At 65.8% G+C, this 21,510-nt stretch carries 25 protein-coding genes; 13 read left to right on the forward strand and 12 right to left on the reverse strand.

Annotated features, from left to right (window positions below; genetic code table 11):
- Positions 1 to 2 precede the first annotated feature (2 nt).
- A complete protein-coding gene (locus FL625_RS03360; RefSeq protein WP_149587227.1) occupies positions 3 to 899 on the forward strand; it encodes a ParB/RepB/Spo0J family partition protein in 897 nt (298 codons plus the stop codon).
- Here FL625_RS03360 and hemW read toward each other — a convergent pair whose 3' ends face one another.
- From hemW to rph, 3 genes are read right to left on the reverse strand one after another with little or no spacing between them, the layout of a single operon-like run.
- Positions 900 to 2,072 carry a radical SAM family heme chaperone HemW gene (hemW, locus tag FL625_RS03365; RefSeq protein WP_149587228.1) on the reverse strand — a complete coding sequence of 391 codons (1,173 nt, stop codon included), beginning with the start codon at positions 2,070 to 2,072 and terminating at the stop codon, positions 900 to 902. It lies immediately after the preceding gene.
- Positions 2,072 to 2,677: an RdgB/HAM1 family non-canonical purine NTP pyrophosphatase gene (rdgB, locus tag FL625_RS03370; RefSeq protein WP_149587229.1), complete on the reverse strand. Its 606-nt coding sequence runs from the start codon at positions 2,675 to 2,677 to the stop codon at positions 2,072 to 2,074. Before rdgB ends, hemW begins: the two co-directional genes overlap by 1 nt.
- Complete coding sequence (rph, locus tag FL625_RS03375) at positions 2,677 to 3,393, reverse strand: ribonuclease PH (protein WP_149587681.1); 717 nt, start codon at positions 3,391 to 3,393, stop codon at positions 2,677 to 2,679. The genes rdgB and rph overlap by 1 nt, the downstream gene beginning before the upstream one ends.
- Before the next feature lie 67 nt (positions 3,394 to 3,460).
- On the opposite strand from rph, the gene hrcA reads away from it, so the two are divergent.
- Together hrcA and FL625_RS03385 are read left to right on the forward strand one after the other, a co-directional pair.
- Positions 3,461 to 4,528 carry a heat-inducible transcriptional repressor HrcA gene (gene hrcA, locus FL625_RS03380; protein WP_149587230.1) on the forward strand — a complete coding sequence of 356 codons (1,068 nt, stop codon included), beginning with the start codon at positions 3,461 to 3,463 and terminating at the stop codon, positions 4,526 to 4,528.
- A gap of 15 nt (positions 4,529 to 4,543) precedes the next feature.
- Positions 4,544 to 5,089 carry a nucleotide exchange factor GrpE gene (locus FL625_RS03385; RefSeq protein WP_149587231.1) on the forward strand — a complete coding sequence of 182 codons (546 nt, stop codon included), beginning with the start codon at positions 4,544 to 4,546 and terminating at the stop codon, positions 5,087 to 5,089.
- 50 nt (positions 5,090 to 5,139) lie between these two features.
- On the opposite strand, the gene mutS is transcribed toward FL625_RS03385, so the two are convergent.
- The 3 genes from mutS to FL625_RS03400 all read right to left on the reverse strand — a co-directional run bounded on the left by mutS (position 5,140) and on the right by FL625_RS03400 (position 10,230).
- On the reverse strand, positions 5,140 to 7,761 hold the full coding sequence (gene mutS / locus FL625_RS03390) for a DNA mismatch repair protein MutS (protein ID WP_149587232.1): 2,622 nt from the start codon (positions 7,759 to 7,761) through the stop codon (positions 5,140 to 5,142).
- A 115-nt stretch (positions 7,762 to 7,876) separates the two neighbouring features.
- Positions 7,877 to 9,175 (reverse strand): ATP-dependent protease ATPase subunit HslU, encoded by a 1,299-nt coding sequence (gene hslU / locus FL625_RS03395; protein ID WP_149587233.1) that lies wholly within the window; start codon positions 9,173 to 9,175, stop codon positions 7,877 to 7,879.
- A complete protein-coding gene (locus tag FL625_RS03400) occupies positions 9,172 to 10,230 on the reverse strand; it encodes a hypothetical protein (RefSeq protein WP_235019301.1) in 1,059 nt (352 codons plus the stop codon). The genes hslU and FL625_RS03400 overlap by 4 nt, the downstream gene beginning before the upstream one ends.
- A 201-nt stretch (positions 10,231 to 10,431) precedes the next feature.
- Here FL625_RS03400 and FL625_RS03405 point away from each other — a divergent pair, with 201 nt between their 5' ends.
- On the forward strand, positions 10,432 to 10,722 hold the full coding sequence (locus FL625_RS03405) for a BrnA antitoxin family protein (protein ID WP_149587234.1): 291 nt from the start codon (positions 10,432 to 10,434) through the stop codon (positions 10,720 to 10,722).
- Here FL625_RS03405 and hslV read toward each other — a convergent pair.
- Positions 10,697 to 11,281, reverse strand: coding sequence for an ATP-dependent protease subunit HslV (hslV, locus tag FL625_RS03410; RefSeq protein WP_149587235.1), 585 nt, complete (start codon positions 11,279 to 11,281; stop codon positions 10,697 to 10,699). The two genes, FL625_RS03405 and hslV, sit on opposite strands and share 26 nt — an antisense overlap.
- A 107-nt stretch (positions 11,282 to 11,388) precedes the next feature.
- A complete protein-coding gene (rpsO, locus tag FL625_RS03415; RefSeq protein ID WP_149587236.1) occupies positions 11,389 to 11,658 on the reverse strand; it encodes a 30S ribosomal protein S15 in 270 nt (89 codons plus the stop codon).
- A gap of 308 nt (positions 11,659 to 11,966) precedes the next feature.
- Here rpsO and FL625_RS03420 point away from each other — a divergent pair, with 308 nt between their 5' ends.
- Positions 11,967 to 12,983: a calcium-binding protein gene (locus FL625_RS03420; protein WP_149587237.1), complete on the forward strand. Its 1,017-nt coding sequence runs from the start codon at positions 11,967 to 11,969 to the stop codon at positions 12,981 to 12,983.
- A gap of 3 nt (positions 12,984 to 12,986) precedes the next feature.
- Here the strand turns inward: FL625_RS03420 and FL625_RS03425 are convergent, their stop codons facing one another.
- Positions 12,987 to 13,493 (reverse strand): DUF1643 domain-containing protein, encoded by a 507-nt coding sequence (locus FL625_RS03425; RefSeq protein WP_200833870.1) that lies wholly within the window; start codon positions 13,491 to 13,493, stop codon positions 12,987 to 12,989.
- 244 nt (positions 13,494 to 13,737) lie between these two features.
- Here FL625_RS03425 and FL625_RS03430 point away from each other — a divergent pair, with 244 nt between their 5' ends.
- The 4 genes from FL625_RS03430 (at position 13,738) to queG (ending at position 16,940) form a co-directional block, all read left to right on the forward strand.
- Positions 13,738 to 14,262, forward strand: coding sequence for a DUF1269 domain-containing protein (locus FL625_RS03430; protein WP_149587238.1), 525 nt, complete (start codon positions 13,738 to 13,740; stop codon positions 14,260 to 14,262).
- Between the two features lie 48 nt (positions 14,263 to 14,310).
- The gene (gene mtgA, locus FL625_RS03435; RefSeq protein ID WP_149587684.1) at positions 14,311 to 15,078 is read left to right on the forward strand and encodes a monofunctional biosynthetic peptidoglycan transglycosylase; all 768 of its coding nucleotides are present in this window, start codon (positions 14,311 to 14,313) and stop codon (positions 15,076 to 15,078) included.
- 68 nt (positions 15,079 to 15,146) lie between these two features.
- Positions 15,147 to 15,824 carry an FtsZ-binding protein FzlA gene (gene fzlA / locus FL625_RS03440; protein ID WP_149587239.1) on the forward strand — a complete coding sequence of 226 codons (678 nt, stop codon included), beginning with the start codon at positions 15,147 to 15,149 and terminating at the stop codon, positions 15,822 to 15,824.
- Positions 15,825 to 15,887: 63 nt separating this feature from the next.
- The gene (gene queG, locus FL625_RS03445; RefSeq protein WP_149587240.1) at positions 15,888 to 16,940 is read left to right on the forward strand and encodes a tRNA epoxyqueuosine(34) reductase QueG; all 1,053 of its coding nucleotides are present in this window, start codon (positions 15,888 to 15,890) and stop codon (positions 16,938 to 16,940) included.
- Here queG and FL625_RS03450 read toward each other — a convergent pair.
- Positions 16,937 to 17,791 carry a fumarylacetoacetate hydrolase family protein gene (locus FL625_RS03450; RefSeq protein ID WP_149587241.1) on the reverse strand — a complete coding sequence of 285 codons (855 nt, stop codon included), beginning with the start codon at positions 17,789 to 17,791 and terminating at the stop codon, positions 16,937 to 16,939. The two genes, queG and FL625_RS03450, sit on opposite strands and share 4 nt — an antisense overlap.
- Before the next feature lie 158 nt (positions 17,792 to 17,949).
- On the opposite strand from FL625_RS03450, the gene FL625_RS18200 reads away from it, so the two are divergent.
- Positions 17,950 to 18,117, forward strand: a complete 168-nt coding sequence (locus FL625_RS18200) for a hypothetical protein (protein ID WP_200833871.1) — start codon at positions 17,950 to 17,952, stop codon at positions 18,115 to 18,117.
- 69 nt (positions 18,118 to 18,186) lie between these two features.
- On the opposite strand, the gene FL625_RS03455 is transcribed toward FL625_RS18200, so the two are convergent.
- Entirely contained in the window at positions 18,187 to 18,618 is a 432-nt protein-coding gene (locus tag FL625_RS03455) for a MarR family winged helix-turn-helix transcriptional regulator (RefSeq protein WP_149587242.1), read from the reverse strand.
- Between the two features lie 119 nt (positions 18,619 to 18,737).
- Here FL625_RS03455 and FL625_RS03460 point away from each other — a divergent pair, with 119 nt between their 5' ends.
- Positions 18,738 to 19,166, forward strand: coding sequence for an organic hydroperoxide resistance protein (locus FL625_RS03460; protein ID WP_149587243.1), 429 nt, complete (start codon positions 18,738 to 18,740; stop codon positions 19,164 to 19,166).
- Positions 19,167 to 19,225: 59 nt separating this feature from the next.
- On the opposite strand, the gene FL625_RS03465 is transcribed toward FL625_RS03460, so the two are convergent.
- A complete protein-coding gene (locus FL625_RS03465) occupies positions 19,226 to 20,092 on the reverse strand; it encodes a branched-chain amino acid aminotransferase (RefSeq protein ID WP_149587244.1) in 867 nt (288 codons plus the stop codon).
- A gap of 139 nt (positions 20,093 to 20,231) precedes the next feature.
- Here FL625_RS03465 and FL625_RS03470 point away from each other — a divergent pair, with 139 nt between their 5' ends.
- Both FL625_RS03470 and FL625_RS03475 read left to right on the forward strand, forming a co-directional pair.
- A complete protein-coding gene (locus FL625_RS03470; RefSeq protein ID WP_149587245.1) occupies positions 20,232 to 20,726 on the forward strand; it encodes a MarR family winged helix-turn-helix transcriptional regulator in 495 nt (164 codons plus the stop codon).
- Complete coding sequence (locus FL625_RS03475; protein ID WP_149587246.1) at positions 20,723 to 21,421, forward strand: response regulator; 699 nt, start codon at positions 20,723 to 20,725, stop codon at positions 21,419 to 21,421. Before FL625_RS03470 ends, FL625_RS03475 begins: the two co-directional genes overlap by 4 nt.
- The last annotated feature ends 89 nt before the right edge of the window (positions 21,422 to 21,510 follow it).

Raw genomic sequence — 21,510 nt, forward strand, 5'->3', positions numbered from 1 at the left:
GCATGTCCAAGAACGAAAGGCGCGGCCTTGGCCGCGGGTTGTCGGCCCTGATGGCGGATGTCCACCTCGCAGGTCCGGAACAGATGGCAACGGCGCGGAAGGCAGAGTTGCTGGTGCCAGTGGAGAAGCTGGAACCGAATCCGCAGCAACCGAGGCTGGATTTCCGGCAGGAAGAGTTGGAGAGCCTGGCCGATTCGATTCGCCAGAAAGGCGTGATCCAGCCGCTGATCGTGCGGCGGAAGCCCGGCCGGGACAGCTATGAGATCGTTGCCGGCGAGCGTCGGTGGCGGGCGGCGCAGCTGGCGCAGCTGCATGAAGTTCCCGTTGTGGTGCGCGACCTTAGCGACAGCGAGGTCCTGGAGGTTGCGATCATCGAGAACATCCAGCGTGCCGACCTGAATGCCATCGAAGAGGCGCTTGGGTTCCGGCAGCTGATGACCCGATTCGGCCATACGCAGGAGAAGCTGGCCGAAGCGCTGTCGAAGAGCCGCAGCCATGTGGCGAATCTGCTTCGTCTGCTGACGCTTCCCGAGGATGTGCAGGATCTGGTGCGCGATGGAAAGCTTTCGGCTGGCCATGCACGGGCGCTGATCGGAAGCCCGAAAGCCAGTGAGCTGGCGGCGCAGATCGTGGCCAAGGGGCTTTCGGTCCGGGACGTCGAGCGCCTGATGAAGGCACAGGGCGGCGCCAAGGCGGCTGCACCCAAGGCCATCAAGGGAAGCGAGAAGGATGCCGACACTCGGGCTCTGGAGGGCGATCTTTCGGCGAACCTGAAGATGCCGGTGCGCATCGAACATTCGCCGGGTGGAGAGAGCGGGGAGCTGGTGATCCGCTATGGATCGCTGGATGACCTCGACAGGTTGTGTCGGATCCTTTCGCAAATACCAGATGAAGACTGATCAGTCCGCAGACTGACGATCAGCCAGCAGCGCGCGGAGGATCCCGTTCAGCATCATCACGCCACGGTCGGTGGTGCGGATGCGGTCGCCGTCCCGGGCAACAAGGCCAAGGGCCTCGACTCCGGCGAGGGCCGATGGAGAGAGCGGTTGACCGGCAAGTGCGGCGAAGCGCGAGAGCGACGCGCCTTCTCGGAGGCGGAGCGCGAACATGAGGTATTCGCTAGCGCGATCGTCGGCGGTCAGGCGGTCAGTGGTTTCGGCGGAACCTGGGGTGGCAAGGGTTCGGGTCAGCCACGGGGTCGGCAGGCGTTCGGCTTCGGTCGCGAATCGGGTCGAATCGAGGGTGAGTCGCCCATGCGCGCCGGGGCCGATCCCGGCATAGTCACCCATCCGCCAGTAGATCAGGTTATGGCGTGATTCGTCGCCGGGTCGGGCGTGATTCGAGACCTCGTAGGCGGGGAGGCCTGCGCTGCGGGTGATTTCCTGTGTCAGCTCGAACATGTCGGCCGACAGGTCCTCTTCGGGCAGGCCCTTGAGGAGGTTCTTCGCGTGCATCTGGCCGAAGACGGTGCCGTCCTCGATGGTCAGCTGGTAGAGCGAGAGGTGCGATGTACCGAAGTCCAGCGCGCGGTGAAGCTCGTCGCGCCAGGCCGGCAGGGTCTGGTTCTGCCGGGCGTAGATCAGGTCGATGGAGACGCGGTCGAAGGTGGACTGTGCGATGGCGATGGCCTTTGCGGCCTCGTCCACCGTGTGCATCCGGCCGAGACGGCGGAGATCGTCCGGGTCAAGCGACTGGATTCCGAGGGAAACCCGGTTGACGCCGGCCTTGGCGTAGCCGTCGAAGCGGGCGGCCTCGACGCTGCCGGGGTTGGCTTCCAGGGTGATTTCGACGTCGTTCGCAAGGGTCCAGGTAGCGCGGATGCGGTCGAGGATGCCCTGGACCGTGGCTGCTTCCATCAGCGACGGGGTGCCGCCGCCGAAGAAGACGGTGTTGAGGATGCGGCCCTGGGTCAGCGCGCCGATGCGGTCGATTTCAAGTTCAAAGGCGCGGAGCCAACGGGTCTGGTCGATGCGGGTGGCGACGTGGCTGTTGAAGTCGCAGTAGGGGCACTTCGACTGGCAGAAGGGCCAGTGTATATACAGACCGAAGCCCGCGTGGCGCCAGTCTTCCATCAGGGGAACAGGGCGGCAACGAGTTTGCGGAAGGCGTCGGCGCGGTGGGACAGGCGGTTCTTTTCCCAGCGGTCCATCTCGCCGAAAGTCTGGGAATAGCCGTCGGGCAGGAAGATCGGGTCGAAGCCGTGACCCTGTTCGCCGCGGCCGGGCCAGACGAGGCGGCCGGGGGATTTGCCTTCAAAGACAAGGTCCTGGCCGTCCGGGCTGGCGAGGACGAGGGTGCAGCAGAACTGGGCAGTGCGCGGTTCGGGGGCGTGGATCGCCTCCAGCTCGCGCCAGACCCGCTCCATGCCGACCTTGAAGTCGCGGCCCTTGGCGGTGGTGGCCCAGTCGGCTGTAAATACACCCGGAGCGCCGCCCAGCGCGTCAACGGCGAGGCCGGAGTCATCGGCCAGCGCGACCAGGCCGGAGGCCTTCGCGGCGGCGTGGGCCTTGAGGCGGGCGTTGCCGACGAAGGTGGTTTCGGTCTCCTCGGGCTCGGCCAGGCCGAGGTCGCCGGCGCCGACGACGGTCACGTCGTAGGGGGCCAGAAGATCGGCGATCTCTTCCAGCTTGCCACGGTTGTGCGTGGCGACGAGAAGGCGATCCCCACGGCGCAGCATTACAGTCCCAGCGCCGCGCGTTGCGCCGCGACCAGGGCGGCGTTGCCCTGGCGGGCGAGGTCGAGGAGCTGCAGGAGTTCGTCCTGGCTGAAGGCGGAACCTTCGGCGGACATCTGCACCTCGATCAGCCTGCCGGCGCCGGTCATCACGAAATTGCCGTCGGTTCCGGCGGCCGAATCCTCGGCGTAGTCGAGGTCGAGAACGGGCTGGCCGGCATAGATGCCGCAGGAGACGGCGGAGACGTGGTCGAGGATCGGGTCGGAGGTGATGACGCCGGAGGTCAGGAGCCTGTTCACCGCCAGTCGCAGCGCGACCCAGCCGCCGGTGATCGAGGCGCAGCGGGTGCCGCCGTCGGCCTGGATCACGTCGCAGTCCACGACGATCTGGCGTTCGCCAAGCGCCTGCCGGTCTACGCCTGCACGCAAAGATCGACCGATAAGCCGTTGAATCTCTTGCGTGCGGCCCAATTGTTTGCCCGCCGCCGCCTCACGCCTCGTGCGCGAGTTTGTCGCGCGCGGCAGCATTCCGTATTCGGCGGTGACCCAGCCCTGCCCGGTGTTCTTCAGGAAGGGAGGCGCCTTGTCCTCGATCGTGGCGGAACACAGCACATGCGTCTCGCCCATCTTGATGAGGCAAGAGCCTTCGGCATGTTTCATCACGTTGGTTTCGATTGAAACCGTCCGAAGATCGCTTAGGTTTCTGCCTGACGGACGCATTGCCGGACCTTTCGCTGGGATGCGGCCACATACGCAACCAGTGACCAGGGATGCAACCCCGATTACCATGACCAGCCAGCCCATGCTCAGCGACATGAACGAGCGGACGCGCGAAGTGTTTCGGCGCGTGGTCGAGGGGTATCTGTCGTCCGGCGAGCCTGTCGGATCGCGCACGCTGTCCCGAACGCTGTCCGAGAAGGTCTCGGCCGCGACGGTTCGTAATGTGATGCAGGATCTGGAATACCTGGGATTGCTGGACAGCCCGCATGTCTCGGCCGGACGGGTGCCGACCCAGTTGGGTCTCAGGATGTTCGTGGACAGCCTGCTGGAGGTGGGCCAGGTCGCGCCGGAGGATCAGGAGAAGATCGACGCGACGCTGGGGGTCAACGATCAGGACGTGACCACGCTGCTGGATGAGGTTGGGGCGGCGCTGTCGGTCATCACCCGGGGGGCGAGCGTCGTGTTGGCGCCCAAGCGGGAAGCGGCGATCCGGCATATCGAGTTCGTGAGCCTTGGGCCGGAGCGGGCGCTGGTGGTGCTGGTCTTTGCCGACGGGCAGGTGGAAAACCGCATCTTCGTCCCGCCGCCGGGGCAGACGCCATCCTCGATGCGGGAGGCGGCGAACTTTCTGAATGCCCTGGCCGAGGGGCGGACGCTGTCGGAACTGCGGGCCAGCATGGTGACCGAGATCGCCAGGCGCCGGCAGGAGATCGATTCGCTCGCCAGGGAGCTGGTGGAAAGCGGGCTGGCCGTCTGGGAAAACGCTGGCGAGCCTTCCGAGCGGCTGATCGTGCGGGGCCGGGCGAACCTGATCGACAATGTGGCGGATCAGGCCGAGATCGAGCGGATTCGCGTGTTGTTCGACGATCTGGAACGCAAGCGGGACATCGCCGAATTCCTGGACCTGACCGAAGCGGGCGAGGGCGTGCGGATTTTTATCGGGTCGGAGAACAAGCTTTTCTCACTTTCCGGTTCAAGTCTGGTCGTTTCTCCCTATATGAACGCGGATCGGAAGATCATCGGCGCGGTGGGCGTCATCGGTCCGACTCGGCTGAACTATGGCCGCATCGTGCCGATCGTCGATTACACCGCCCAGCTGGTGGGCCGCCTGGTCAGTGACCGCGGCAAGGCGTGACAGAAGGACGTGACGATGTCGCAGGAAGAAACCACCGCTTCGCAGGTGGAGCTGGAACAGTTTGAAACCCCGGAAGTCGATGAGCCGGAAGTCGATGAGCTGGAGGCCCTCCGGGCCGAGCGCGACGAGCTGCGCGACAAGTTCATGCGGGCGCTGGCCGATGCCGAGAACAGCCGCAAGCGGGCCGAGCGCGACCGGAAAGAGGCCGAGATGTATGGCGGGACGAAGCTCGCGCGCGATCTGCTGCCGGTCTATGACAACCTGAACCGTGCGCTCCAGGCGATCCCGGAGGAAAGCCGTGCGGCCTCGGCGGCGCTGATCGAAGGGGTGGAGCTGACCCTGCGCGAGCTGACCAATGTGATGACCAAGCACGGGATCACGATGATTTCCCCGGCTGTCGGGGACCAGTTCGACCCGCAGCTGCACCAGGCGATGTTCGAAGCGCCCTTGCCGGGGACGAAGGCCGGTCAGATTATCCAGGTGGCGACGGAAGGCTTCCTGCTGCACGATCGGCTCTTGCGCCCGGCGCAGGTTGGGGTGTCGTCGAACACGGCTGGGTAAGGCGTAGGGTGCGCTACAGCGCACCTTCCGACGGTGCGCTGTAGCGCACCCTACGACAAGCCTTTGAGTTCATAGATAAGTTTCAAGGCGTCCATCGGGGTGAGTTCATCCGGATGGACGCCCTTCAACCGCTCCTCCACTGCGGAAACCGTCTGTTTCTGCGGCGGGGGTGCAGGCGGTGCCGCACGAAAAAGGGGCAGGTCGTCGATCAGCGTGGCCTGCTTGCCGCCCTCGCGGTCGCCCTTTTCCAGGGCATCGAGGACGACCTTGGCGCGTTCGATGACGGAGGGCGGCAGGCCCGCCAGCCGCGCGACCTGCACGCCATAGCTGCGGTCGGCAGCACCTTCGCGGACTTCGTGCAGGAAGATCACCTCACCTTCCCATTCCTTTACCGCAACGGTCGCGTTCCTGACCCCCGGCAGTTTGCCCGCAAGCGCCGTCATCTCATGGTAATGCGTGGCGAACAGCGCGCGGCAGCGGTTGACCTCGTGCAGGTGTTCCAGCGTCGCCCAGGCGATGGAGAGGCCGTCGTAGGTGGCGGTGCCGCGGCCGATCTCGTCCAGGATCACCAGCGCGCGGTCGTCGGCCTGGTTCAGGATCGCGGCGGTCTCGACCATCTCGACCATGAAGGTGGAGCGGCGCCGGGCGAGGTCGTCCGACGCGCCGACCCGGCTGAACAGTTGCGAGACGAGGCCGATCCGGGCTGACGTGGCGGGGACATGGGAGCCCGCTTGCGCCAGAAGGGCGATGAGGGCGTTCTGGCGCAGGAAAGTGGATTTCCCGGCCATGTTCGGGCCGGTCAACAGCCAGATGGCGGGCGTGTCCCGGTCGGTCAGGGCGCAGTCGTTGGCGACGAAGGGCTGGCCCTCTCGCCTGAGGGCACGCTCGACCACCGGATGCCGGCCGCCGGCGATCTGGAACGCACGGCTGTCGTCCACCACCGGGGCGCACCAGTTTTCCTCGGCGGAGAGGTCGGCGAAGGCGGCGGCGAGGTCGATCTCGGCCAGCGCTCGGGCGGCCAGCGCTATGGGGGCGGAGTGGTCGAGGATTTCGACCTTGAGGGCAGAATAGTGCCGCTTCTCAAGCTCAAGCGCGTGGTTGGCCGAGTTCAGGATCCGGGTTTCGAGGTCGGACAGGGCAAGCGTGGTGAAGCGGACCTGGCCGGCGGTGGTCTGACGGTGGATGAACAGCTCCGGCATGGCGCGCATGCGATCTTCGTGGGTCGTCGTCGTCTCGATGAAGTAGCCCAGCACGTTGTTGTGCTTGATCTTCAGGCTGGCGATGCCGGTTGCCTCGACATATTCGGCCTGCATCCGGGCGATGACACCGCGGCCTTCGTCGCGCAGGCTGCGCGTCTCGTCGAGTTCGGGGTCGTAGCCAGGCGCGATGTAGCCGCCGTCGCGGGTCAGAAGGGGCGGCTCGGCCACCAGTGCGCGGGTCAGGAGGTGCACCAGCGCATCGTGCCCGACCAGCGCGCGGGCGGCCTCGGCCAGGAGGGGCGGGGCGTCAGTCAGCAGGGTGGCAATCTGCCCCGCCTGTTCCAGCCCGGCGCGGATCGCCGCCATGTCTCGGGGGCCGTCGCGGTCGAGCGCAAGGCGTGAAAGCGCGCGGTCGATGTCGGGGACGCGGCGCAGCGCATCGCGCAGCCGCTCGCGCAGGGCGGGTCGTTCCAGCAGGAAATCCAGCGCTTCCTGGCGGGCGTGGATGACCTGCAGGTCGAGCGAAGGCGAGGAGAGGCGGCGTTCAAGGAGGCGCGCGCCGCCGGCGGTGACGGTCCGGTCGATGGCTGCGAGCAGCGAACCCTCGCGCCCGCCCGACAGCGCCTGCGTCAGTTCCAGGTTGCGCCGTGTCGCGGCGTCGATCTGCATGACCCCGCCCGTCGTCTCGCGCACCGGAGGCGAGAGGCGCGGCATCTTCCCGCGTTGGGTGAGGTGCAGGTAATCGACCAGTGCGCCCATGGCCGAAACTTCGGCACGCTCGAAGGTGCCGAAGGCGTCCAGCGAGGCGACGCCGAAGAGATCGCAGAGCCGCCGTTCCGCGTTGGTGGAATCGAAGCTGCCGCGCGACAGCGGGGTGATCGAAAGGCCGGCATCAGCGAGGCCCGGCGCAATGTCGCTTTCCCGCGCCTCGTTCAGCAGAAGCTCGCGAGGGGCAATGCGCGCGAGGTCCGGGCCAAGGCGGCTCAGCGAGGATTGCATGACCCGGAACTCGCCGGTCGAGATGTCGGCCCAGGCCAGCGCCCCCTGGTCGCGGACCTCGGAGAAGGCGGCAAGGAAGTTGTGGCGGCGGGCTTCGAGAAGCGAATCCTCGGTCAGGGTGCCGGGGGTGACGAGGCGGACGACATCACGCCGGACCACGGCCTTTGAGCCGCGTTTCTTCGCTTCGGCCGGGTCCTCCAGCTGTTCAGCGATGGCGACGCGAAAGCCCTTGCGGATCAGGGTGAGGAGATAGCCCTCGGCCGAATGGACCGGAACGCCGCACATCGGGATCGGCTCGCCCAGGTGCAGGCCGCGCTTGGTCAGCGCGATGTCGAGCGCGGCGGCGGCGGCCACCGCGTCGTCGAAGAACATCTCGTAGAAATCGCCCATCCGGTAGAACAGCAACGCGCCGGGGTTCTGGGCCTTTATCTCCAGATACTGCGCCATCATCGGCGTCACGGCGTCGTCGGTCACGTCTGCTCTCCGCTTGGTCCGCTGAGACTACCCTTTGCGCTGCAAGTGGGAAAGGGCGCAGCATCTGGCTGCGGGTGGAGCCTCCGGCGGGAGTATTTGGGCAAAGGGCAAGCGGCTAGAGGACGTAGCGCGAGATGTCGGCAGAGCGGGCGAGGGCGCCGATGTTGGTCTCGACGAAGGCGGCATCGACCACGACCGAGGCGCCGGATCGGTCCGGGGCGTCGAAGGACAGTTCCTCGAACACCCGCTCCATCACCGTGTAAAGCCGCCGGGCGCCGATGTTTTCCACGCTGCGGTTCACCTCGGCGGCGATGCGGGCCAGGGCGGCGATGCCATCAGGGGTGAAGTCAACCTTCACGTCCTCGGTCGCCATCAGCGCGGCGTATTGCCGGGTCAGGGCATTGTCGGTCTCGGTCAGGATGCGGACGAAGTCGTCCTCGGTCAGCGGCGCCAGTTCGACCCGGATCGGCAGCCGGCCCTGGAGTTCGGGCAGGAGGTCCGAGGGTTTCGCGATGTGGAAAGCGCCCGAGGCGATGAACAGGATATGGTCGGTCTTGACCGGGCCGTGCTTGGTGCTGACGGTTGTGCCCTCGATCAGCGGCAGGAGGTCGCGCTGGACGCCCTCGCGGCTGACATCGGCGCCGCGGGCGTCGGACCGGGCGCAGATCTTGTCGATCTCGTCGAGGAAGACGATGCCGTTTTCCTGCACCGCCTCCAGCGCCGCGGCCCGCACGGCCTCGTCGTCGAGCAGCTTGTCGGCTTCCTGGCCGATCAGCACCTCGTAGCTTTGCGCGACGGTCATCCGCTTGCGGCTGGAGCGGCCCCCGAAAGCCTTGAACAGGTCCTGCAAGCCCTGCATCTGGGTTTCCATGCCGGGCATCCCGAAGCCGAGCGGCATTGCGGGGGCGGCATCGGCGACCTCGATCTCGATCATCGTGTCGTCGAGTTCGCCGCGCTTCAGCTTGCCGCGGAAGGTCTCTCGCGTCTGTTCGCGCGCGTCCTTGCCGGCAATGGCCTCGATCACCCGGTCCTCGGCCGCGCGCTGTGCCTTGGCCTTCACCTCTTCGCGCATGCGGACGCGAGTGTCGTTGATCGCCACATCCACAAGATCGCGCACGATTGAATCGACATCGCGGCCGACATAGCCGACCTCGGTGAACTTGGTCGCCTCGACCTTGAGGAAGGGCGCCTTGGCCAGCTTGGCCAGACGGCGGCTGATCTCGGTCTTGCCGACGCCGGTCGGGCCGATCATCAGGATGTTCTTCGGATAGACCTCGTCGCGCAGGTCGTCGCCCAGGCGCTTGCGGCGCCAGCGGTTGCGCAGGGCGACGGCGACGGCGCGCTTGGCTTCCCTCTGGCCGATGATGAAGCGGTCAAGCTCCGAGACGATTTCGCGGGGGGTGAGGTCGGTCATTCGGTGGATCCGTATGGCGGCAGGCGGGATTTGCCGGGGAAATCGGGCAGCATCTGCATGACCCTGGCGCGCAGCTGGACCCACCAGGTGCCGATTGCCGTAATGAAGGCGCCAAGCAGGAGGAGGACGAAGATCCAGCTGGTGCCGCCGCCTTCGCCCATCAGCCAGGAGATCACGATGGCGATGTAGACGATGGCTGCGGTCAGGAAGCTGCGGCGGTCGATGACGAGGGCCAGGATCGCGATCAGAACCAGGGCGACGGCGAGTGCCCCGGTTCCGCCGCCATTCAAGAGCGTCACGGCGACAGTGTTCACCAGCGCCGGCGCGGCGAGGAGGTGGCACCAGAAGGCGGTGGCGGAATGGCGGCCAAGGCGATGCGGATCGCGCGTGTCGAACCACATGCCGACGAGGAAGGCGCCGATGCCGAAGACCAGGGTTGCGGTGGCAAAGGCCGGGCTTTCGCTCAGGTCGAACATGGCGCGATAGCCTTCGGCTCCGGCAAGGCCGATGAGGTTGGAGGCCGATGCGGTAAGGGAGTAGATCGCCCCCAGCAGCGCGGCCCCGGTCAGGAAGGCCGCGAAGGGCAGGCGGAAGCGCCGGTACCACAGCATCAGCGCAACGGCCGAGGCGAGGAAACCCAGGATACCGAGGGCGCGGGCCTCAAGCCCGACCTGACGAAGGACAGAAAAGACGAAGAGCATGACTCCGGCGCCGAACGCGCTGGCAAGGACCATGGAGGGCAGGGTCATCCGGCGTTTCAGCGTGAAGTAGCCTGCCCACCACCACGCGATCGCCGCCGTCGCGAGCGGCACCAGGGTCAGGAGGGCAAAGCCTCCGAAGGCTGCGAGCAGGGCAGTGACGCCGGACAGCAGGATCACCAGGCCGACCGAGATGAAGATTTCCGAGAAGCCGCGGAAGAACTCGAACGGTTCGTCTTCCTGGGGTAGCGTGGCGCGCTTGCCTGCACGCTCGTTGGCCAGAGCGGAAAGCGAGGCGGCCTGCGCTTCGCTGACAATTCCGGCGGCAACGGCGGCGCGCAGATCTTCAGGGGTCATTCGGGGCCTCTTCGGCAGGAAACCGTGCAGCCACAGATAAGGGGTTTGTGGCGCCAAACCAAGTCAGGTATTCTGGTATCTACCTCTGGTATATACGTCCGAAAAGTGTAGTTACACGATGTGTATACCTTCAGACAGGCTTGCAAGAGCCTGAAAAAGAAGAATAACAGAATTGCAGTTGGCGTTCGTGGGAGTGCGTGAATGTTGGAAGAAGGCCCGAAGCGGTTGAGCATCGCCGAGAAGCGAGCGCTGAACGGCACCCTGGTGCTCGGCACCGGCAGCCAGGTCGAGGACCGGCCGGACGAAATCCTGGGCGACGCCCGCTGGACCGATACCGTCGTTCCCGAACAGGCGCGCAAGAAGCTGATCTCCCTTCGGGTTGATCCGGCGGTCCTGGAGTTCTTCAAGGCGCAAGGGCCCGGCTACCAGACCCGGATGAACGCCGTCCTCCAGGCCTACATGCAGGTCAAGAAGGAGATGGGCCAGGGCTGACCGGCTGGCCGATCCGTTCGACGGTCAGGTTGCCGTTGGTATAGACGCAGATGTCGGCCGCGATGGCCATGGCGCGACGCGCGATCTCCTCGGCGGAAAGGTCGGTCGCCATCAGGCCGCGGGCTGCGGCCAGCGCGAAGTTCCCGCCCGAACCGATGGCGGCCACGTCGTGTTCCGGCTCCAGCACGTCGCCCGCGCCGGTGATGACGTAAAGCGCACTGCCATCGGTCACGATCAGCATGGCCTCGAGGTTGCGCAGATACTTGTCCATGCGCCAGTCCTTCGCCAGATCGACGCAGGCACGGGCCAGCTGACCGGGGGCGGCCTCGAGCTTCTTTTCCAGCCGTTCCAGAAGCGTGAAGGCATCCGCGGTCGATCCGGCGAAGCCGGCCACCACGTCGTGCCCCCCGGGAGACAGGCGGCGCACCTTCCGGGCAGTGCCCTTGATTACGGTCTGACCCAGCGAGACCTGGCCGTCGCCGGCAACGACGACCTCTCCGCCGCGGCGGACCGCAAGGATCGTGGTTCCGTGCCAGCCCGGGAACTTTTCGTCCGCCATCTCGCCCTCCGTTTGTCCCTATATGGCGGCGACGACCGCCGGGCTCAAGTCAAACGAAAACGCCCGCGCTGTGGGGGCGCGGGCGTTCCTTGCAATCCCGGGTCGGATCAGCGGCGCAGGCCGAGGCGGGTGATCAGCGAGGTGTACCGCGCTTCGTCCGTCCTCTTCAGGTAGTCCAGCAGCTTGCGGCGCTGGGCGACGAGCATGAGAAGGCCACGACGCGAATGGTTGTCGTTCTTGTGGCTCTTGAAATGCTCGGTCAGGGTGGCGATCCGCGAGGACAGGATGGCGACCTGGACTTCGGGCGAACCGGTGTCGCCTTCCCTGGTCGCGTATTCCTTGATGACGCGGGCCTTCTCTTCAACGGTGATCGACATCGTGGTCTCCTGTGAAAGGGGTTATGGCGCAAGCCGGGATGTCGTCCAGCAGGGCCCTTGGAGGTTCCGCCACGGCGGCGGATGCGGGCGTATAGGCGGATTCGCCTGCGATGGGAAGGGGTTTCGCGGTGAGTTCGGCAACCGCCCTTTAACCAAGACGTCAGACTCCGGGTGTGAATCTTCGGGAAAGACTTGGGCAGCCGCGCGCATTGTGGTAAGGTCAGGGTGATTTTCCATTCGTTAACAAAAGGTTAACGGCTGGATCTGATGTAAAGTGGTCCTGCCGGCCCAGACAGGGAGTTGACAAGTTGCTGGCACTGCTCGGTTTGTTTGGGGTCCTTGCGGCCGGCCTTGCGGCCGATGCCATGCTGTTCGGCCGTGGTGAAGCTGCCGGCGCCGAGGACGGGTCGGCGGAGGACGGGGCCCCGCAAGATGATGTGCCCGAAGGCGACAGCGAGATTCTGGACCTCGTGATCCTCGAGCCCGGCGTCCCTACGTCGGACGACCTTCCCGACGCGGGGGACGATCCGTTGACGGTCGATGGCACCGACAATGCCGATGCCCTGTCTGGCGGGTCTGGTGACGATGCCATTCATGCCGACGGCGGAGACGACGTGATCGACGGTCGAGCCGGAGATGACTGGATCGACGCCGGCGGCGGAAATGACGCGGTCTGGGCCGGCGACGGCGCCGACACGATCCTCGGTGGCGACGGGACCGACAGTGTTCAGGGGCAAGCGGGGGACGATGCGCTGATTGGCGGGTCGGGTCACGACAGTCTTGCCGGTTGCGAGGGCAATGACAGCGTGGAGGGCGGCGCCGGTCGTGACACCCTGATCGGCGGAGAGGGCGACGACTGGATTGATGGCGGCGAGGACGAAGACTGGCTGGTCGGCAGTGCTGGCAACGATGCGCTGGACGGGGGCCAGGGCAGCGACATTCTTGACGGCGGCAGCGGTGACGACCGGATTTCGGGGGTCGAGACGGGGCCGGGCGGGCAGGAGCTGGACTACATCAACGGCGGTGCGGGCAGCGACCGGCTGATCCTCGGCGCCGGAGACATCGCCACAGGTGGCAGCGGTGCAGACGAATTCGTTCTGGACAAGTGGCTTCCGGAGACCTCGGTCACCCGGATCATGGATTATGACCCGGCCGAGGACACCCTGGTCATCATCTATGATCCCGAGGTACATGCCGATCCGGTCGTGACGGTTGGCCCGAACGATGGCGGTCAGGGCCAGGCAGTCTATCTTGACGGTGCGAAGATTGCCGTTGTCAGTGGAGCGCCGTTCGGGGTGTCGGACATCAGGCTGATGGCTTCCTGACGCTTACCACGGCAGCGGCCTCTGGTCATACCCGACATACAGGGGGTGGCGGGGCTGGTTCTGACCGGTCAGCCCAAGATGGAAGAGTTGCGCCCCGGCCTGTCGCAACATTGCGCTCACCGCTGCGCCTCGGCCCAGGTGAAGGCCGTGGTTTCCCCAGGCGCAGAGGACCAGGTCGGCCCAGGGAACGCTGTCCACAATGGCAGAGTCATTGTCCGGCCCGACCGGATCGGGCTGGGCGCGCATCTCTCTTGGATCGGTGGCGCGGAAGGCGAAGATGTTGGTCACCCGGAAGGACCCGAAACCCAGCGCCACGGCGCGGCGCTGGCATCGCTCGACCGTCGGGTCGTTCTGGATCTCGGTCGCGGTCGAGGGATTGAGCATGACGAAAAGCGCTCGTGGCCCCGATCCCCAGGTCCGCGTCAGCAGATAGCGATACCGTCCGCAGTCGGAATAGACCGCCTCGGACGCGGTGCCGTTTGCCGAATGCGTGCGCGAAATCAATCCCATATCCCTCCCTGAGGCTACCCGACCCCATGTGGCAGCCGGCTTCCCGCACCGACCCGGCCGCTCCGGTCGGGATCGGTCCGAGGGAAACCCCGCCCAGCTGTGGGGTCAAGGCCCCTCTCGCCGGGACGGTTCGGTTTCGTGCCGATCAGCCGGCAGCGACGCAAGACCGACCCGAAATCCGCTTGTCGCGAGTCCGCCGCGCCGACTAGATAAGTGCCGAGCGGCCCGAACCCGAGAGCGCCAGGTGTCAGATCTGATCATTTCCGTGTTTCGCAGTGAGGCTGCTGCCTTTGCGGCTGGCGAACAGCTTGCGGCCTTGCAGCAGGCGGCCGGAACCGAGCCGGAGGACATCGTCGTGGTATCTCGCAGCGCGGCAGGTCGCATCACCGTCAACCAGTCGATCGACCTTGCCAGCGGCGCACCCCTGGGCGGTGGTGGCTGGGGCGTGATGATCGGCCTGATGTTCCTGGACGGACGCAAGCCGAAGCCCGAAAGCCAGGGGCTTGCGGCACAATTGGTGGCTGCCGGCCTGGACCGGACTTTTCTGGATGACGTCGTGCAGTCGCTGAAGAAGGGCGGAGCCGCTGTCGGGATGCGCGTTCGGCTTCTGGGCAAGGAAAGGGTCATGGCGAAACTGGACAGCCTGCAAGGGTCACCCCGGACCTACTGGACCCGTCTTGATGCGCGGACCGAAGAGGCCTTGACCGACATCATGGGCCAGATTCCGCAGGCTGCGCTGAGCCGGCCCCACGATCTGCCCGCAGACTGACAGAGTTACGGCTTGACGGGCGCGTCGTGCCTGCGGCCTTGTGGCGGAATGAGCGACAAATCAGCAGACAGGACCGCGGCCAAGCCGCCCGCAAGCGCGCGGAAGCGGAGGGCTGCCGCAAAGGAGGCGCCGCCCGCGCGGCCGTCGGTGTTGCGACTTGGCCTGCGGTGGCTTGCCCGCGCCGGAGTCACCGTGGCGGGCTTCTACGCGGTTCTGATCCTGCTGTTCGCCTTTCTGCCGCCGCCGATCAATCTGTACCAACTGGGCGAGTCCTGGCGGTTGGGCGGGATCGAGAAGGACTGGGTCGGCTGGGACGAGATCGCCCCGGTGATGGGCAGGTCGGCGGTCGCGGCCGAAGACGCGAACTTCTGCAATCACTGGGGCTTCGACATGGCGGCCATCCGACAAGCCATCGAATCCGGCAGCAATCGCGGAGCCTCGACCATCAGCCAGCAGGTGACGAAGAACGTGTTCCTCTGGCATGGGCGCAGCTGGGTCCGCAAATCTCTGGAGGCGATCCTGACGCCCGTCGTCGAGCTGGCATGGTCCAAGCAGCGTATCCTGGAGGTCTATCTGAACGTTGCCGAGTTCGACGAAGGCGTGTTCGGCGTGCAGGCCGCGGCGCAGCACTATTTCGGTGTCGATGCCCGCGACCTGACCGCCCTGCAGGCCGCGCGGCTTGCTGCCGTCCTGCCGGACCCGAAAGGACGCAGCGCCTCCAAGCCGTCGACCTTTGTGCGCAGCCGGACACGGGCGATCATGTCGGGCGCCGAAACCATCGCCGCAGACGGCAGATCCGCCTGTTTCGAGGGCTGATCCCGCGCGGGGATTGAATTCCGCCCCCCGGCGCGGCAATGAGGGGAAAGACCGGAGATCTCCGCCCGATGAACCGCCCCACGAACCGCCTTTATCACGTTCCTCTGTCGCCGTTCTGCCGCAAGGTGCGCCTGACGCTGGCGGAAAAGAAGATCGAGGCCGAACTGGTGGAAGAGCGGTACTGGGAGCCCTCGCCCGACTTCCTGCGCCGGAACCCGGCGGGCAAGGTGCCGATCCTGAAGATGGGCAACCGTATGCTGAGCGAAAGCCAGGCGATCTGCGAATACCTGGAGGAAATCGCGCCGCAGGTTCCCCTGATGCCCAAGGATCCCGAGGGTCGCTATGAGGTGCGGCGGCTTTGCGCCTGGTTCGACGACAAGTTCCACCAAGAGGTGACTTCGAAGTTGTTGTACGAACGGGTGAACAAGAAGGTCACCGGGCAGGGCTACCCGGATTCGCGCAACGTCAAGATGGGCTCGACCCGGATCAAGTATCATCTCGACTACATGGCCTGGCTCCTGGACCAGCGGCGCTGGCTGGCGGGGGATGTGATGACGCTGGCGGATTTCACCGCGGCGGCGCATCTGAGTTGTCTGGACTACATCAGCGATGTCGACTGGAACCGGCATGCCGTGCTGAAGGACTGGTATGCGAAGATCAAGTCGCGGCCCTCGTTCCGGCCCTTGCTCGCGGACCAGATCTCGGGCTTTCCGCCGGCGCCGCATTATGCCGACCTGGATTTCTAGGGGCTGGCGTCGGCCGGGGGCCAGCCCCCGGACCCCCGGAGTATTTCGGAAAAGGGCAAGCCCATGCAGGGTTTGAAGGCCCGCCTGATCGCGCGCGCGCTGGAGGAAGGGTTCGTGAAGGCCGGGGTCTGCCGGCCCGACGCTGTCCCCGAGGCGGCCGGGCGGCTGCGCCAGTTCCTCGCCGAAGGTCGGCATGGGCAGATGGGCTGGATGGCGGATCGGGAGACCTGGCGCGGCTCTCCGCAGGCTTTGTGGCCTGAGGCGCGGTCTGTCGTCATGTTGGCCGAGGCGTACACGCCCGGATCCGACCCGTTGTCCGGATTGTCCCAGCACGACCGGGGGGTGGTGTCGGTCTATGCCCAGGGGAAGGATTATCATGACCTCGTGAAGCGCCGGTTGAAGCGGCTGGGGCGCTGGCTCATCCAGGAGGCGGCCCGGCAAGAGACAGACTGCGAGATCAAGGTCTTTGTCGATACGGCACCGGTGATGGAAAAGCCGCTGGCCCAGGCGGCGGGGCTGGGTTGGCAGGGCAAGCATACCAACCTTCTGGGCCGCGACCTGGGGAACTGGGTGTTCCTGGGCGCGATCTTCACCACGCTGGAGCTGGAGCCCGACGCGGCGGAAGTCAGCCATTGCGGCAGTTGCACCGCCTGTCTGGACATCTGCCCGACGGAAGCCTTCCCCGCACCCTATCAGCTTGATGCGCGGCGATGCATTTCCTACCTGACCATCGAGCATCGCGGGCCGGTGGACGAGGCGTTGCGCGGGTTGATGGGCAACCGGATCTATGGCTGCGACGACTGTCTCGCCGTCTGTCCCTGGAACAAGTTCGCCGTCGCCGCGCGGGACATGGGGTATAAGCCCCGGGTAGGATTGCCGGAACTGTCCAGTCTTGCGCGGCTGGACGATGCCGGATTCCGGGCGATGTTCGCGGGCAGTCCGATCAAGCGGATCGGGCGCGATCGGCTGGTGCGGAACGTGCTGTATGCGATCGGAAACTCGCGTTTGCCGGGTCTGGCTACCCTTGCCGCGGAACGACTGGAGGACCCCGATCCCGCGGTGGCGGATGCCGCGGCTTGGGCCTTGCGGCGCCTGACCGGGGCCGCCACGACCTAGGTCCGCACCACGCGCTGGGTCTGCACGCCCAGCCCCTCGATCCCCAGCCGCATGACCTCGCCACCCTTCAGGTAGACCGGGGGTTTCTGCCCCAGGCCGACGCCGGGCGGGGTGCCGGTGGAGATCACGTCGCCGGGTTCCAGCGACATGAACTGCGAGAGATAGGAGACGATGTGGGCCACGCCGAAGATCATCGTCGCGGTCGAGCCGTTCTGGTAGCGATGGCCGTCCACCTCGAGCCACATCTTGAGATTTCCGATGTCGCCGGCCTCGTCCTTCGTGACCAGCCAGGGGCCGGTCGGACCGAAGGTGTCGCAGCCCTTGCCCTTGTCCCAGGTGCCGCCGCGTTCGGTCTGGTATTCGCGTTCGGACACATCGTTGACCACGCAATAACCGGCGACATGGTCCAGCGCGTCGGCCTCGTCGATATACTTGCCTCCGGTGCCGATCACGACGCCCAGTTCGACCTCCCAGTCGGTCTTGACCGAGCCGCGCGGGATCTCGACATCGTCGTCAGGGCCGCACATGGCGGTGATCCACTTGTTGAAGACGACAGGCTCCTTGGGGATCGCCGCGCCGGTCTCGGCGGCGTGGTCGGCGTAGTTCAGGCCGATGCAGACGAATTTCCGCGTGCCGCCGACACAGGGGCCAAGGCGGACATCCTTCTGCGGGATGCCCGGGACGAGGGGGAGGCTGCCCGGATCCAGCGCCGCCAGGCGTTGCAGACTGGCAGGGGACAGGGCCTCGCCGCCGATATCCGCGACATGGGCCGAGAGGTCGCGGATGCGGCCGGCCGCGTCGAGGAGGCCGGGCTTCTCCTTGCCCTTGGGCCCGTATCTCAGCAATTTCATTGCGTGTCCTTTGTCCGGGTCGAAAACTGGATGCCGGGCGCAGGCTAGCCGCCCGGACGGTGGACTGGCAAGATCATGCGGACGGACCTTTCGAAAAGGTTGGCGACTGGGCGATTCGGGTGCAAGCTGTCGGTCCTGCAGACTTCTGGGAGGAGAGCATGAGCCGTCATCTTGCCGACCATCGCGCCCGGTCCACCGGAGCCCGCGTCAAGCATTTCCTGCGCCTGTCCCGCACGCCCCGTGACACCTGGCTGCGCGCCAGGGGGGCTTCGGGTGCCGCCCGGCTGGTCCAGTTCCTGCGGATCGAGCGGGGCCGAACCGTCTGAGCTGTCCAGCGTGGACAAGTTCCCGTGGCAAGTCCTTTCAAGGGCTTGCCTGTCCGCGTTAACACTTCGTCAGGGTTTTGCAGGCTTCAGCTTGTCCCGCAGGGCGGCGAGAATGTCCCGCAGGTCCGCGATCTCGGACATCTGGAGCCCTGTCTTTTGCGCAAAGGCGCGGGGCACCTCGGACGCGCGTTCGGCAAGGTTGCGGCCAGCGTCGGTCAAGGACAGGCGCACCTGCCGCTCGTCGCGGCTGTCGCGGCTTCGGGTCAGCCAGCCGGCAGCTTCCATCCGCTTGAGCAAGGGAGTCAGCGTGTTGGACTCCAGCCGCAATTCGGCGCCGAGTTGGCTGACGGTCATTCCGTCCCGGGCGCTGAGCGCCGAGATGGCCAGATATTGCGGGTAGGTCAGGCCCAGCGGATGCAACAGCGGGGCGTAGGCGGCATGCACTGCGTGGGCAGTGGAGTGCAGCGCAAAGCAGAGCATGTCGGACGGCGGCAGGGTCATGGCGAAATGATAGGTCGCAAGCGATCTAGACGCAACCTTGTGCAAACGGGCTTGACTTGGGCAGTTCACCATGACTTATAAATCGTAGACGATTTAATCGTGTGTGAAGGATACTTGAAATGACTGTGGACGCGAAATACTGGACTGAAGCAAAGGCAACTGGCGGCGGGCGCAACGGGGTTGCCACCCTCGCGAACGGACAACTGACCATCACGCACGCCAGCCCGAAGGAACTGGGCGGATCCGGTCTTGGTCACAACCCGGAGGAGCTGTTCGCGCTGGGTTACAGCGCCTGCTATCTCGGGGCGATGCGGTTTGCAGCGGCGAGCGAGAAGCTGGGCACGGTGCCGGAGGCGGCAACCGTCACCGCCCATGTCGGGATCGGCGGTCGCAGCGACGGCGGCTTTGGTCTGAAGGTGCGGCTGGTGGTGTCGATGCCGGGGGTGGACCGCGCCGTGGCGGAGCGGATCGCCGAGCGCGGCCATTTCATCTGCCCCTATTCGCACGCGACCAGGGGCAACATCGAGGTGGTGACGGAAATCGTCTGACCCCCGAACGAACAGAAAAGGCCAGGCGTAGCGGCCCGGCCTTCCTTGTCTCGGATCGCTCAGGCGCGGACGAGGCGTTCGTATTCGGTGGCCACGCGGCGGGTCATTTCGCCCACTTCGAACGTGTAATCGCCGATCTGGCCGACCGGGGTGACCTCGGCCGCCGTGCCGGTCAGCCAGCACTGTTCGAAACCCTCCAGCTCTTCCGGCAGGATGTGGCGTTCGTGCACCTTGATCTGCATGTCGCGCAGCATCCCGATCACGGTCTGGCGGGTGATGCCGTTCAGGAAGCAGTCCGGCTTGGGCGTGTGCACCTCTCCGTCCTTGACGAAGAAGATGTTGGCGCCGGTCGCCTCGGCCACATAGCCGCGATAGTCCAGCATCATCGCGTCCGAGCAGCCCTTGGCCATGGCGGCATGCTTGGACATGGTGCAGATCATGTAGAGACCGGCGGCCTTGGCCTCGGACGGGATGGTTTCGGGCGAGGGGCGCTTCCACCTGGCGATGTCGAGCTTGGCGCCCTTCATCTTGGCGTCGCCGTAATAGGCGCCCCAGGACCAGCAGGCGATGGCAAGACGGACCGGGTTGCCGAGGGATGCGACGCCCATCTCGTCCCCCACGCCGCGGAAGGCGATGGCGCGGACATAGGCGTCGGTCAGGCCGTTGGCCTTCAGCACCTCGTCCTTGGCGGCGTCGATCTGTTCCGCCGTCCACGGGATCGGCATGTCCAAGAGCTCACCCGAGCGCAGGAGGCGCAGGGAATGTTCGTGGCTCTTGAAGATCCTGCCGTTGTAGCACCGTTCACCCTCGAACACCGAAGAGGCGTAATGCAGCGCATGGGTCAGGATGTGGACCTTGGCGGAGCGCCATTCCACCAGCTTGCCATCCATCCAGATGAACCCGTCGCGATCGTCGTAGCCTGCCATTTCCGCCTCCGGTTTTGCGAATGTTGCGCCCGAAAGGTCCGTTCCGGACAGATTCTTGCGCGAAATCGGCCGAGAGTTACGGGTTCATACTTGGAAAGTCAACAAGGCTGACGTAAATTCCGCCGAAATGGAGGTGGTGATGGCAGAGGCACCCGGCGGCGAGAACCTGCTGTTCCTGACGGATGAGCAGTTGCGCAAGGGGATCGAGGCGATGTTCTTCGCCTATCGCGGCTTTACCGCCGACCCGGACCGGATTCTGGAGGGGATGAATTACGGGCGGGCGCATCACCGGGCGATCCATTTCATCCACCGCTCTCCCGGAACGACGGTTTCCAATCTCCTGTCGATCCTCGGTGTTACAAAGCAGTCGTTGAATCGTGTGTTGCGCACCCTGATCGAGGATGGCCTTGTTCGCAGCGAGAAGGGCAAGGTGGATGCACGGGAACGGCATCTGCATTTGACGGACAAGGGACAGATGCTGGAACGGGAACTGTCGGACGCGCAGCGGGCGCGGATGCGGGCGGCCTATCGGGCGGCGGGGCCGCAGGCGGTGGCTGGCTTCCGGCAGGTGCTGGAAGCGATGATGGATCCCGAGATGCGGCGCCAGTACAACCGCCTGAAGGAGGGTGGGTGATGGTCCCGGACGCGCATTTGCTGATCGTGGACGATGACGAGCGCATCCGGGGGCTTCTGCAGAAGTTCCTGATCCGCAACGGCTTCCTGGTATCGGTCGCGCGCGATGCGTCTCAGGCCCGGCGGATCCTGGCCGGGCTGGAGTTCGACCTGATCGTGCTTGACGTGATGATGCCCGGCGAGGACGGGGTGACCCTGACGCGGGACCTCCGCAAGAGGATGACCACGCCGATCCTGCTCTTGACCGCGCGGGGCGAGGCGGCGAACCGGATCGAGGGGCTGGAAGCGGGCGCGGACGACTACCTTGTCAAGCCGTTCGAGCCGAAGGAGTTGCTGCTTCGGATCAACGCGATCCTGCGGCGGGTGCCCCAGGTGAAACCGGCCGAGCCGGCGCGGACGGTCCTGCACCTGGGCGCGGTGCGCTATGACCAGGACCGGGGCGAGATGTGGCGCGGAGAGGTTCCGGTGCGCCTGACGGCGACCGAGGCGCAGCTGATGCGGGTCTTTGCCGCGCATCCCGGAATCCCTTTGAGCCGCGAGAAGCTGGCGAGCGAGACCGGCGGCGAGGATGCCGCGCAGGAGCGGGCGGTGGACGTGCAGATCACCCGGCTGCGGCGGAAGATCGAGGACGACCCGAAAGTGCCGCGCTATCTCCAGACGGTGCGGGGCGAGGGTTACATGCTGCAGCCGGATTGAGGCTTGACCGGCCCCGGGGCGCTGCCCCCAGCCACTCGGTTTCTCGAACCGATGGCGAAACCAATTGGCTACCCGGAGTATTTCGAAAA

This window comes from Tabrizicola flagellatus, from assembly GCF_008271465.1.
In the GTDB taxonomy this organism is placed as follows: Bacteria; Pseudomonadota; Alphaproteobacteria; order Rhodobacterales; family Rhodobacteraceae; genus Tabrizicola; species Tabrizicola flagellata.